This is a genomic window from Pseudoalteromonas umbrosa (assembly GCF_030125375.1).
In the GTDB taxonomy this organism is placed as follows: domain Bacteria; phylum Pseudomonadota; class Gammaproteobacteria; order Enterobacterales; family Alteromonadaceae; genus Pseudoalteromonas; species Pseudoalteromonas umbrosa.
Genome location: NZ_JASJUU010000004.1, coordinates 398,473 through 413,426 on the forward strand (window position 1 = coordinate 398,473; position 14,954 = coordinate 413,426).

The 14,954-nt window shown below is 43.3% G+C and carries 2 protein-coding genes; both read left to right on the plus strand.

What is annotated here, in order from left to right; genetic code table 11:
* Positions 1 to 29 precede the first annotated feature (29 nt).
* The gene (locus QNM16_RS16650) at positions 30 to 9,494 is read left to right on the plus strand and encodes a non-ribosomal peptide synthetase (protein ID WP_284021549.1); all 9,465 of its coding nucleotides are present in this window, start codon (positions 30 to 32) and stop codon (positions 9,492 to 9,494) included.
* Positions 9,472 to 14,952: a type I polyketide synthase gene (locus QNM16_RS16655; protein WP_284021550.1), complete on the plus strand. Its 5,481-nt coding sequence runs from the start codon at positions 9,472 to 9,474 to the stop codon at positions 14,950 to 14,952. Before QNM16_RS16650 ends, QNM16_RS16655 begins: the two co-directional genes overlap by 23 nt.
* The last annotated feature ends 2 nt before the right edge of the window (positions 14,953 to 14,954 follow it).

Genomic DNA, 14,954 nt, shown 5'->3' on the forward strand with positions numbered 1-14,954 from the left:
TAGCCATCAATAAAGTAAGTGTTTCTACAATGACAGAAAAAAGTAGTTTTGGATTGAGCTTGGCTCAACGAGAGGTCTATCTAGACCAAATTATGCTCCCAGGTTCCCCAGCTTATAATGTTGGTGGCTATATAGACTTTGATGCTGTGAATACGAATCGCTTGATTAAAGCGCATGCAGCATTAGTTGAAAAGGAAGAAATGTTTGGGCTGAGAGTGACAGCGACGGGTGCACTTGTAGAACAGTATTTTGTCCCAAGTAGTCAGCGGGATGCGACAATTGAGACGATTGATTTTTCAGTATCGAGTGAAGCGCAGATACAAAAGTGGGTTGAAGCACAATTTTCAATCCCTTTTGAAGTCCATGACTCGCAGTTATTTAAGGCATTTATACTGTTATTACCTAACCAAAAGGTACAATATTTGGTTATTGCACACCACCTTATGATGGATGGTTGGGGGTTTGCTAACTGGGCAGCTAGAATTAACGACTACTATGATGATGATAGCTATCAGCCGCAATATAACGGTAAGTGGTGCGATGTCGTTAGCACTGATGAAAATTATACTAATAGTAAGCGTTTTGAGAAAGATAAGGCGTACTGGCAAGCGCATGATGCGTTAAACAATGCGTCTTTCTTAGAAGCTTTTTATCCAAAGCCGCTCAATGGCATTGATAAAAGCATCAGAATTTCAAAAACTCTGCCTGTAGATATCACGGAACAAGTTAATGCGTTTTGTGCAGCGCAGTCACTGTCTGCAGGTCAGTTTTATTTAGCAGCATTATCTGCCTATTTTTGCCAAGCATACGAGATGCAGCAACTAAATATTGGCTTACCGTTGCATAACCGTAGAACATTTGAGCAGAAAAATATGCTGGGCATGTTCACTACGATTACACCATTGGCCGTCAGTGTTGAGCCTCAATGGCAATTAACCGATCTAATCGATGCAATTAATAAAAGTCAAAAACGTGATTGGCGCCACCAACGTTTACCAATTAGCCAGTTGGCATCTTATGCAGCGCAAAGTCGACTGTATGATGTGGCATTCAGTTATCTAAAGCTAGATAGCCGTCTGAAATTTGAAGGTACTGATGCTTCAATTAATTACGTGGCACATAACCATGAAAAAACCCCGTTAATGGTGACTGTTTGGGACTATGGTAATGATGGGCGTGTAACGTTTCATGCAGACATTAATCTGGCATTTTTCTCTGAGCTCGAAGGCCATGCGATACTAGAGAGATATAGTCAATATATCGCAGGTCTTATCAGTCAGCCTAGTAGTACATTACAACAGCACTCGGTTTTAAGCTCTGAGGAATTAAAGGCGCTACAAGACTCTTTTGCTCCAGCGCTTATCAAATCGCATACGGGTGTTCTGGATTATTTCAATGAGCAAGTTTTACTTAATCCGAATGCGGTGGCAGTCAACCACGGAATTAGTCAGTGGACCTATGCAGAACTTGATGAACGAGCTAATGAGATTGCGGGCTTTTTAGCTCAGTCGAGCGTGATGCCTCAGCAATGTATTGGTGTTTACATGGATAGAACACCTGAGATGGTCGCAAGTCTTTTGGCTATTTGGAAAGTAGGTGCTGTTTATGTGCCTTTAGATACAGCATACCCTCAAGAGCGTTTAGACTTAATTATTGAAGATTGTGATCTGGCCTTGGTACTTGTCGATACACAGGCATCAACCGTCAATTTTGATTTCAAAAATTACGCATATGTTAGAGATATTTGTACGCAACAGTCATTCTCGATTCATGCGGCAAAATCTACCGATGTATCTCACCTTATTTATACTTCAGGGTCCACCGGTAAACCTAAAGGGGTGCAAATAGCGCAAGCTAATATCGTATCTTTGGTTGAGTGGGCCAAAGAGTATTTTATGCCTGAGCAGTTGCACAATACGCTTGCATCGACATCAATCAACTTTGATTTATCTGTCTTTGAGCTGTTTGTACCACTGAGCTTGGGCCATCAAATCACGTTAGTTGACAATGCCTTAGAACTACTTGAAACGTCTCAGTTTAATCGTGATATTACGCTCGTTAACACGGTGCCATCTGCTATTCAGGCATTGATCAGAAATAAAGCAATACCGAATTCAGTAGTCACTTTTAATATTGCTGGCGAACCTTTGGCGTCAAAACTCGTTAATGACATTTTTTCTCAGTTTCCTAATTGCACAGTCAATAATCTTTATGGCCCGTCGGAGGATACGACTTATTCAACAGCCAAACAATTTACAGGACCAATAACGCAAAAGCCAAGCATTGGTAAAGCAATAAATGGCACGCAAAGTTATGTTGTATCTGAAGCGGGGAACTTAGTGCCAAATGGCGTATCTGGTGAATTGTATTTAAGCGGGGAAGGTTTGTCTAAGGGCTATTTAAATCGCCCAGAGTTGAACAAAGAAAAATTTATTACACCTGAGTTTTTGGGTGGAAAGAAAGCTTATCGCACTGGTGATATTGTGCGTGTAAAAGATAATGGAGAGCTTGATTACCTAGGCCGAAAAGATGAGCAGGTCAAAGTGTCAGGCTTTCGTATTGAACTCGGTGAAATTAACAGTCAATTGGCCGCACTTGAGCTAGTTGATGAAGCTATTACGGTTGCACAGACAGAAGGGGAGCACGCAGTGCTGGTGGCCTATGTTGTTTTGGCTACTAATGAGGAGTGTAGTGCTAATGAGATTTTGCAGGCCTTAGGCAATACACTGCCATCTCACATGATTCCATCAGAGCTATATGTCGTAGAGGCCATGCCACTATTGCCTAATGGTAAGGTGAATAAAAAGGCGCTGGAAGCTTTTCGCAGTATTACACCTTTGGCATCAGAGACAGCCTGCCAAGGCGAGACCGAGTTAAAACTGGCAGGTTTATGGCAAGCTCTATTAAGTTGCCCTATTGAAAGTATCGGTGCATCTTCGTCCTTCTTTGAGTTAGGCGGACGTTCTATCTTATATGCTTCATTGCTTGCAGAAATCAATGACCTTTTCTCGATTGAGCTTAGCTTTTCAGAGCTGTTTTCATGTACAAACTTAAGAGCTCTAGCTGTTTTAATTGATGCCGCTGAGCGACATGAAAAGCGCGATATCACACCAGTACCCGCGGCACAGAGAGTTTCTTTATCAGTTGCTCAACAGCAAATTTGGTTACAGCAGCAAGTTCATGGTGATGTGAGACAGTACCACATGCCAGTTGCATTGCAGCTTAAAGGAAAGGTAGATGAACATGCGGTACAGGCTGCACTGAATGTTTTGTTAGAACAGCACCAGGTTTTACGTACGGTATATGTGGAAGAGTTAGGTGAAGTAAGTCAGATAGTAAAACAATATGAGCCTTTGCAAGTACAGAGTCAGATCTTAACAACATATGCAGACTCCAAAGCCGAATTTGAACGCCGTGCTGTGCAAGATATTGAGCAACCATTTATCTTGTCGGAAGACTGTATGGTGCGAGCGACTCTTTATAGATTATCTGACGAAGACACGATTTTGCTATTGGTTTTTCATCATATTGCAATCGATGGTACTGCGATACAGCTGTTATTGAATGAGTTTACAGATCACTATCAAAAAATTACGATGGGTGCTGAGCTCACAGCTACAGATCAGGGTGTTCAATTTAGAGACTTTTGTAATTGGAAAAGCAAACAAAATAATGCAGCGCGCACCGAGGCTGGCATTGCATTTTTTCAACAAGTATTGAATGCAGCACCACAACATCATAGTTTACCTAGCACGCAAAATGGTGAGATGGCTAAGCAAAGTGGACGTTGTATCAGCCACATTGAATCAACTGACATTGAGACGATTCGCACGCTTTCAACGCAATTAAAAACGTCTGAGTTCGATATTATCCATGCAATTCTGGCTATTTTGTTCACTAAAGTCAGTCAAGTTGATGATGTTGTTATCGGCTGCCCTGTGGCCAATCGTTTGGAGATTGAAAGTCAAAAAATGATAGGTTGCTTTGTCAACATGCTACCGCTAAGAGCCAAAGTTGATAAAGATGCCCGTTTTGATAATTTTGTGCAAAAGCTATCAAAGCAAAACCAAGCGGCACTTAGTTATCAAGATGTACCTTTTGCCTCTTTGGTTAAAGCGCTTGCACCTGAAAGTAACACCGGTATCTCACCTATTTTCCAACTAATGTTGTCTGTGGAAGAAAATAATACAGGCTTAACCAAATCAGCTACGCAAGATGAACGCTGGACGTTGATTGATCTTAACTGGGGCAAGGCGTTATTTGATATAGAGCTTCGTGTCCGTCAAAGCGCAGCTCAGTGGGAATTGGAGTGGGTATTTGCTGCAGATAAATTCAATAGCGTATTTATCGAGAAACTAACTACTCAGTTTAAATATTTGATTGCGCAGCTGGCCGACAAGCAAACACAGCCGATTGCAGCGCTGGCGCTGAGCAATATGCAGCAGTTGGATGAAGCCAAGGGGGCTTTACAAAATAAAACTGCAATACAGCAGCCGGCTAGTTCAATACTATCTTTGCTTGATACGTCGCGCTACACAGACTCATGTGCACTGCAAGTTGCCGGCACTGAATTAAGTTATGCTGACTTACAGCGTATGGCAGATAAAGTGACGAGTGCCCTTTTATCAGCTGGTGTATGTATCGGTGATAGGGTTGGTCTGTTACTTGAGCGCGATGCGTGGTTAGTGCCAACGATTGTGGGCGTAATGAAAGCCGGTGCGACATTCGTACCTTTGGACCCACAATATCCAGAGCATCGCTTAGCACATATGATGGCTGACAGTGATATGGCATATGTGATTACACACCAAGCGGGTCAAGTGTGTATACCTGAATCATGTCAAGTGATACTGACTTCCGAGATATCTGGTATTCAACCGGTTGAAGTAAGCACGCAGGTCTCTCCCCAGATGCCAGCATATATTATGTATACGTCAGGCTCTACGGGTACACCAAAAGGGGTTGTAGTCTCACATCAGGCTTTAGCTGCGCATATGGAAAGTGTTATTTCAACGCTTGCGCTCAGTGTTGAAGATGTGGTGCTTCAGATTGCATCATTTAGTTTCGATACCTTTTTGGAGCAAACGTTAGCAAGTTTGTGCTCTGGTTCAAAGTTATACATGACGGACAGCTCGCGCTTGAGTTCAGTGCAATTCTTTACATTGTTAAGCGAGCAAAAAATTTCAGTTGTAGATATGCCCGTTGCTTATTTGTCGCTGTGGCTAGATGCACAGCATGCCCCTCAATGGCAAGCCAGTTCACTGCGAAAAGTGTATGTGGGCGGTGAAGCTTTGCCACTAGAGGCGGTACGTAACTGGTTTAGCTATGGTCCAGCAGCACATTGCGAACTATATAATGCATATGGGCCTACTGAGGCCGTGATCACATCAACTCTTCATTGTGTGCAACCGAATGATACTCATGGTGTACCAATTGGTAAGGTGTTTGGTGAGCGTATGCTTGCGGTACTTGACGATGCTCAGAGCTGGTGTGAGCCAGGTGTTGTCGGTGAATTATATATTGGGGGTGTTGCTATTGCTGATGGGTATTGGAAAAAGCCAACCCAAACAGCGGATAGCTTCGTTCAACTAGATACTAAACTTGGCCCGTGTACGTTTTACAAAAGCGGTGACAGAGTCTGGTACGATGATTCAGGCACATTGTATTATGTTGGGAGACAAGATCAGCAACTGCAGCTCAATGGTATTCGTATTGAGTTAGCTGAAGTGGAATATGGTCTATCTCAATTAGAGCATGTGCAAAGTCTCAAAGTTTGTTTAAAAGGTAATACATCACCGCGACTAGTGGCGTATGTTATTCCAACGAGTACAGCATTTGATCCTCAGCACTTTTTAAGCGCCGCAGCAAATGTATTGCCAAGCTATAGCGTCCCAAGCCAGTGTGTAGTGATAGATACATGGCCATTAACTGCGAACGGGAAAATTTGCTTAGATTCCCTTCCTGAGCCTGAAGTAAGCTTATCTGAGAATGCAGCTTTACCAAGCACTGAGGTAGAGAGAAGTCTTCAGCAACACTTTGGCGAGTTGCTAGAGCGCAGCGCGACAACCATAGGTATTGATGATAGCTTTTTCTCTTTAGGTGGTAACTCACTGACATTGTTAAAACTCAGTGCCATTGTGCATGCCCAGTGGGGTGTTCAACTGACTCTGTCAGAGATCTTTTCTAAACCAACCATTCGAGCGCTTGCCAGTGAAATAGAAGCTTCATCAGTACAGCAAGCAAAGATCATTGAAATCCCTAAAATATCAGCTGATCTGGCCCCAGCATCATCACAGCAACGCAGAATTTGGCTACAGCATCAGTTGGCAGGCACGAAAGCATATTCATTTAATATGTATAAAGCGATGAGTGTACAAGGTAATGTTTCTGAAAGCATGCTAAAAGCTGCGTTAAACGCTCTTTGGCACAGACATACCGTGTTAAAAAGCCGTTTTGTCAGTGAGCACAACATGTTGCGTGTCGCAGAACATGCAGACGCCAATATGCCTATAACATTGCTAGATTTCTCTATGAGCTCTGATATGGCCGAGCATGCTTTGCAACAGCAAATAGATTTAAACGCCAACAAAGTATTTGATCTCAATAATGAACCACCAATCCACTGCTCGTTAATTAAGATGCGTGATGACAAGTGGGTGATCCTTGTCAATATGCACCATATTGTGTCTGATGGTTGGTCAGTACAAATATTTGAACGAGAGTTTATTGAACTTTGCCGTGCATATTTACAACCAGCGTCTCAGCGCTCAGAGCTTCAGCCGTTACCTATAGAGTATCGAGATTTTGCAGCATTTCAGTCACAACATGCTGAGACAGACAAAGACAAAATAGACTTTTGGGTTACTCAGTTGAATGATGCACCCGTTAGTCACGATTTGCCCCTTGAGTTTGAGCGACCGGCTACACCAAAAGGTGAAGGTCGATTGCTTAAGCATTCATTTGCGCCACAGACCAGCACCCAGATTGAAGCGTTCTGTAAGACGCAAGGCATTACTCCGTTTGTATTTTTGCAAACTGCTTTTGCCCTTTATGTCGCCAAAGAGAGCAATGCACAGGATGTGGTGATAGGTACGCCTGTTGCAAACAGAGAGCTCACACAGGTGGAACCATTGGTAGGCTGTTTTATGAATATGGTTGCGCTGAGAAGTCAGTTTGATTTCAATGATAGTTTCAACACTTTGGTCGATAAAAACAAACAACGCATTTTTGATGTATTTAGCCACCAAAATGTGCCATTTGAAGAGGTTGTCGATGCGCTTAATCCACCAAGGTTGACGCAAATAACACCTATATTCCAATTGGCATTTATTTATCATGAGCGTCATGCTGAACTGCCTAAAATACCAGGGGTAATACTCGATACACTGGAGCTGGAACAGTGTGGTGCAAAGTATGACATTACTTTAAATGTAGAAGCAATCAGCGATGGTCTGCAATGTGTTTGGGAATATGACACTGGGTTATTCTCTAGTACGCGGATCAAACAAATGGCTGAAAACTTTGAATCAGTCATTGCCAATGTACTGGACAACCCCGCGGCTCCAGTCAGCTCAATTAGCACATTAAGTGCATCACGCCAGCAAGTTGTTTTACAAGCTGGTATTGGTGAAGCATTGTCGCTACCTGAAGTTAACGGCGTATATGAATTAATTGACTCTGTAGCAAATAGCCACCCTGATCGTGTTGCAATTGAAGATACAGATAAAAGCATAACCTATAACGCATTAATGCGTCGCTCTAATCAGCTGGCCCATGCGCTGCGCGCTAAAGGTATCACTGCTGGTGACACCGTTGGGGTACGTTTAGCTCCGAGTATTGAACTGGTAATTAGCCTCCTAGCAATTATGAAGCTCAATGCAACCTATGTACCGCTTGATGTTGAAATTGCGAGCGGTCGCCTTGCAAAAATAACGGCAGACTCAGAGTTTAAATTGATCCTTGCTAATCACAACGAATCAGACAGTTTACTAACATGTTCCCTGTCTACTTTAGAGTTATCAGAATTTGCTGATACGACTCCCCAGTTGACTCAAAGATCACTGTCTGACTGTGCTTATACCCTATACACCTCAGGGTCAACGGGCACACCTAAAGGGGTTCAAATCAGCCATGGCGCGCTGCTTAATTTTATTTGTTCAATGTCTGCTAAGCCGGGGATCAATGCATCCGACCGCGTCCTAGCTATGACAGCGCCAACTTTTGATATCTCTGGCTTGGAGTTGTTTCTACCACTTTGCTATGGCGCACAATTATTGTTTGATGATCTCGCATATAAACTTGATGGGGAGCAGCTTGGTAATTTACTAGCACAGCGCCAAGCTACTGTATTCCAAAGTACACCTGTTGTTTGGCGATTACTGCTAGAGAGCGGTTGGCAAGGAAATAATAAACTGAAAGCTCTCTGCGGAGGAGAAGCGCTGGCAGAAGATTTAGCCACGAAACTGGCGCCGAAAGTAAATCAACTATGGAATATGTACGGTCCTACAGAGACCACTATTTGGTCGACATGTGCTCAGATAATGTCACATGAAAATGCACTTGGTGCTTGTGTAAATATCGGTAAGCCAATTCACAATACGCAAGTATTTATTTTAGATAGTGACCTAAATCCAGTGCCTTTTGGTAGCAAAGGACAAATTTACATCGGCGGTGATGGACTGGCTTTAGGTTACCTTAATTTGCCAGAAGTAAATGCTAAAGCGTTTATCTGTGAGCAAAATCTGCCATCGCATATTCATCAGTTGGGAGTTAATCGGTTATATGCAACAGGCGATTTAGGGTTTGTCACAGATGAAGGTGTTCTGCACCACCTTGGTCGCATTGATAATCAAATAAAGTTACGTGGTTTTAGAATTGAGCCCGGTGAAATTGAGAGTGCGATAAACCAATACAAAGGTGTAAACGACAGTTTGGTTTTAGTGGATAACGACAAACTTGTTGCGTTCTGTGCGATAGGACACAACGAGGTAACAGAAAAAGAGATTAAAACGAGCTTGCAAAATGAGCTCCCTCATTACATGCAGCCGCAAGTGATTGTGATGCTGCCTGAATTTCCACTTACAAGCAGTGGAAAGAAAGATAGAAAGCAATTACCTAACCCGTTTGCTATGGCGCAAACCGTGCCCCAGACAAGCTATCACTTAGAAAGTGATAGCGAGAAGCTGATAGCAGAGATCCTTAGAGACATCTTATCCATCGCGAATCTAGACCCAGAAGTCAGCTTTTTTGATCTAGGCGCGAATTCAATGGACTTGGTGACTTTGACGCAAAAATTGAGTGAACGAATAAACCAAAAGCTATCACCTGTTGATGCTTTTCAGTTCCCAAGTATTCGTTCGTTTGCACAGTTTTTGGATAGTAAAGGTGAACGAGTTAAAGAAACAGATAGAAAGGAGCAGCTTTCAGCTGCAAAGAACAGATTAAAAAGAAGAAAAAACAGGAAGTCGAAACATGACAAAGCAAGCATATCCTGATAATGGCCTAGAAGTCGCAGTGATCGGTATGTCCGTGCGTGTGCCCGGTGCTGATACATTAGAAGCGTTTTGGAATAATTTACGTAATGGCGTTGAGTCAACGACATTTTTTACACAGGAAGAGTTAATTGAAGCGGGCCTGAATGAGGCTGTGATAACAGATCCACACTATGTACCTGCGAAAGGGGTTATTAGTGATGCCATGGCCTTCGAGCCAAGCTTGTTTGGCTTTAGCCACCGTGAAGCTGAGTTAATGGACCCGCAACTAAGGGTTTACTTAGAGTGTGTTTACAATGGTTTGATAAACGCGGGTTATCAAGCGCATGACTCAGAGGTACAAATTGGCATCTATGGTGGTGCAGGAAGCAACCCTTATTGGTCAAGTCAGTTTATGATGACGCAAAATGATTCGTTGGCTGTTAGCTATGAAGCATCAAATTTAAATGGCCAAGAGTTTTTTAATACACGCGTTGCCAATATTATGGATTTGAAAGGACCTGCAGTGACTGTTCAAACAGCTTGCTCAAGTTCTTTGGTTGCAGTGCATATGGCTATGCAGGCGCTGATCGCAGGTGACTGTGAGATGGCAATTGCGGGTGGTGTTGAAATGAGCACTAACCCATTTCAAAGCCAGCCTGACAAAACCGGCTATAAGTACCAAGAGGGAATGATATATTCAAAAGATGGCAAGTGTAGCCCTTTTGATGCTGCTGCTGGTGGGACAGTGCCTGCTGATGGTGCCGGTGTGGTGGTACTCAAAAGGCTTGAGGATGCGATTGCCGATGGCGACACCGTTTATGCTGTTATCAAAGGTAGCGCGATTAATAATGATGGCTCTGATAAAGTTGGTTTTACAGCGCCAAGTGTTGAAGGTCAAAGACGTGTCATTGAAACAGCCTTGGAAATGGCTGAGATTGAACCAGAGACCGTTTCCTATATTGAAGCGCATGGCACAGGGACTAAGCTGGGAGATCCAATTGAATTCAGAGCGCTTAACGAATGCTATAACGCACATAGTAGAAGTGCATGTGGGATAGGCTCACTGAAGAGTAATTTTGGCCATTTAGGTTCTGCGGCTGGTGTTGCTGGCTTGATTAAAACTGTGCTGTCTATTTATCACAATGAGTTAGCGCCAAGTCTTAATTACAAAACACCTAACCCAGCCTTGAATATTGATGAAACGCCGTTTTTTGTTGTCCCACAGGCATCAGCTTGGCCTCAATCAGACTTACCTTTGCGAGCCGGTGTTAGTTCATTTGGGATTGGTGGCACTAATGCTCACGTATTGGTTGAAGAGTACACGCCATCACAACCGAAAACAGACTCATCTGATACAGGAAATATGGTGGCTTTTTCTGCAGCGAGTTCTGGCTCATTGAAAGGCAACCTTCGTGCTATGTCAGCGCATTTAAAGCGTGAGCCGAATTTATCACTCAATGATATTGCATTCACTCTGCAGCAAGGTCGCTCACACCTAGGGCATAGAAAAGCTTTTTATTGTGAGAGTACCGCAGAGCTGACTAATGCAATTGAGGCATATCTTAACCAAGAAGTAGAAACATCGGCTTTTAAAAAGCGGTTACCGATCTTTTTGTTCCCAGGCCAAGGTGCGCAATATACTGATATGGGTAAGGCTCTGTATCAATCGCATAGTGATTTTGCCAAGCATGTAGATGAGTTGTTTGACTATCTACCTGCTGAAACGTCGAGTATGTTGCACCAAGCATGGGTAGATGAAGAGCTTATAAATCAAACGCAGTACGCGCAACCACTTTTATTTATTGTTTCTTATGCGTTGGCGCAAGTGCTTCGCAAAGTGGGTGTTGAACCTGCGGGAATGATAGGTCACAGCTTAGGTGAGTTTGTTGCAGCAACGCTTGCTGAAGTGTTCACACCACAAGATGCACTGAATTTGATTTGTCTCAGAGGCAAGCTAATGGCACAGACGGCACCTGGCGCTATGATTGCCGTTGGCCTGACAGAGCAAGAGTTAGCCTCACGCTTACCGACTGAGCTGAGTATTGCAGCAATCAATAGTAAGTCTTCTTCAGTTATATCGGGTCCACTTGCACAGATTGAACAATTTGAAGCAGATTGTGCGGCAGAAGAAATCTTTGTGAAGCGCTTAAGTGTGAGTCACGCATTTCATTCACAAACAATGGCTCCAATTTTGGCGGAATTTGAAGTTGCAGTAAATGCAGCAGCTCCACAGGCGCCAAAGATGCGTTTTGTTTCAAACGTGACGGGCAAATGGATCACAGATGAACAGGCGGTTGATGCGAAATATTGGGTAGCGCATTTACGTAGTACAGTGAGGTTTTCTGACGGCGTAGAGTTAATTGGAAAGTCAGAGGAAGCGACTTTTATTGAGGTGGGACCTGCACAGGTACTTACGCGCTTAGTTCAACAGCATAAACGTGATATTCAACCATTTGGTACGATTACTTTGCTGAAGGCTGAAGATGCGGCCAGTCATAGCAGTTTCTACAATGGTCTCTGTGAGGTATATAAGGCAGGCCATACGCTTAATTGGCAGGCTCTAACAGATGTTCAAGGTAGTAGAATTCCATTGCCCGATTATGTATTTAATCGAGCTGAGTTTACGCCCAAACCGAAAGGCGCCATGGCGATTTCTTCACTTGAGCAACTAGACGATGAAAGCGTTAAATTTTATACGCCAAATTGGATAAAAACAGGGTGGAGACAGCCGGTATCTGCACAGTTTTCAAAATGGTTTAACGAACGCAAGACATGGTTGGTTTTTGATAATACCAGTGAAGAGTCGACTCAATTGATCTCTCGCCTCCAGGCACATGGTCAAGATGTAATTAGAATCACAGTGGGCGAGGCTTATAGTCGCGTAGACAGCGGACATTATCAGGTATCTTCAGGACGCTTTGATGATTACAAAGTGTTATTTAAAGAGTTGGTGCAGTTACAGCAAGAGCCCGACTACATCCTTCACTTATGGGGATTAGATGATCAAATTACTGATTTAAGCAACGAGCTAAATAATTTAAACAGTACATTTTACAGTTTATCTTTCATAGCCCAAGCGATGGGACACTTGAGCATTAAAAAGGCAATGCGTCTTATCGTCTCGGCTCGTGGTTGTAGCGATGTCACAGGCATGGATGTTACCCACCCTCACAAAGCCACGATGGCTGGTGCAGTGCGAGTGATCCATCACGAATACCCGCATATTGAAACACAACTAATTGATTTCCCTGTCTCAGAGACGCCTTTATCTGTACTAGATGGACAAATTTTTAGCGAAGTATTTAATCTGGACTTTCAGCAGTGGGTAGCTTTTCGTGGAAATGCTAAGTGGATACGTAGCTTTAAACGATTAGATGAGGGGAGTAGTCAAGCGGACTTCTTTGCGCATCAATTTGAAAATACGCCTCACTGGCTCATCACAGGTGGCTTGGGAGCGATTGGTCTGGAGTTGGCAGAGCAGCTAGCAAAGCAAGGTGATGTTAAAATTACTTTGATTGGTCGCAGAGAGTTTGTACCACAAGCTCAGTGGGTAGATACCTTAACGGCAGGCCAGTTAGATGCCACGACAAAAGCCAAACTTGAAAAGTTAGTGCAACTACAAGCGTTAGGAGCGCAAATCAATATAGAGCGTGCGACAGTTGATTCTGTGGAAGAAATGAAAGCCGCTATCAATAATGCTGTTGACAAGTTAGGACCTATTGAAGCGGTGCTGCATTGCGCTGGTGTACCTGGTGCAGGTGCGCTTCATACCAAAACAAAAGCGCAGCTGGCTGATGTCATGGCGCCGAAAGTACAAGGCACTATAGTCCTGTCAGAGTTACTTGCTACGCAGCCTTTGAAATTTGTTGGCCTCATGTCTTCAGTGACGTCTTACCTAGGTGGGTTTGGCCAGTTGGAATATTGCGCGGCAAATGCCTTTTTGGATGCATGTAGTTCATCGACGCTATTTAGTAATGCGCATCAAGTCCTAACTATGAACTGGGATCCTTGGAGTGAAGTGGGTATGGCCTATGATGCGGTTGTGCCTTCATACAAGGGGAATGGAGCAGGCTTGATTGGTACTTTGACATCTAAAACTGACCATAAATATGAGTTTAAAGCGCACTTATCAGCAACACAGACATGGGCTTTAGCCGAGCATAAAGTGGCGGGTTACCCAACTTTACCAGGCGCTGCATATCTTGAAATTGCCAGAGAAGGCTTTAGTCAAATTAGTAACAAGACAGTGCGTTTTGAAGATGTTTATTTTCTAAAACCACTCAGTCTAGGTCATGAGCATTGGTGTGAGTTGCATACCGAAATGCAGGTGCAAACAGATGGAAAATGGAAGTTTGAAATCTCTAGCAGGCTCAATGGTATTGGTAATAAGGTTGTGCATGCCACTGGCTATATCAGTAGTATCAATACATTATCTGAGCCCACAGCAAATATACAAATAAAGCCACTGGTACAGCGCTGTAATGAAAGGGTCTTAGCTGATGTAACAGCGCTCCAGACAACCCATAAATCACTGTCGGCCATCGAAACTGGGCCGCATTGGGATGTTTTTGAAACGCTTCATTTCGGCCGTGAAGAAGGCTTGGCTCTATTGGCATTAAATGAAGAGTTTTCCTGCGAATTAGATGAAATGGGCATCCACCCCGCAGTTTTAGATTGTGCGACCGCGTTTATGTCGACAGTTATTAATGATGCCGTGTACATCCCAATTTTCTATCAAGCACTTGAACAGTATAGGCCTTTTACAACTCGGTGTTATAGCCATGTTCGTCTTGCATCTAAGTCAGTCAATTCTGACACCTTAAGATTTGACGTCACAATCTTCGATGAAGACGGCGCTTTGATTTTGAAGATTACTGGCTTTGAAATGAGACGTCTAGATGACACCGGTTCAGAGCCTACTGCGCCGACAGTAGAAGAGGTAGACATTGAAATCACAGGGCTACTGAGCCAAGAAGGACAAGAGAGTTTTATACGCAGTTTGGGCTTTGCCGAGTCCAATATTGTTATTTCGAAAATGCAATTTAATGAAGAAGTTGCACGTTACCAAGACATGGCAAATCTGCTGGATGATTCGGCTGGTTTGACACTACAGGATAGACCGGAGTTAAGCAGTGCATATGCTGCTGCGAAGTCATCCACTGAGAAGAAAATCGTCAAAATATGGAGCGCTATTTTATGCATGAATAAGGTGGGCGTAAATGATGACTTTTTTGAACTTGGTGGTGACTCCTTAATGCTTATGCAGGTGCATAGCCAATTAAATGAAATGCTGCCCGAACAGGATTTACCCATCGCGGAACTATACAACCATACCACGATAAGAGCATTGGCTGAGTCAATTGATAATGGCCAGCAAAATGAATCTATTGAGAAAGAACAGGTAGATCAGCGGGTAGCGAAAATGAAAAAAGCCAGAAGAACAAGGCTTAAGAATCAAAATAATTTAAGAAAAGATTAATT

What these genes read in the sequence shown, in the direction of transcription:
- QNM16_RS16655 (WP_284021550.1), top strand. Translation starts at nt 9,472, where the DNA reads ATGACAAAGCAAGCATATCCTGATAATGGCCTAGAAGTCGCAGTGATC.
- QNM16_RS16650 (WP_284021549.1), top strand. Translation starts at nt 30, where the DNA reads ATGACAGAAAAAAGTAGTTTTGGATTGAGCTTGGCTCAACGAGAGGTC.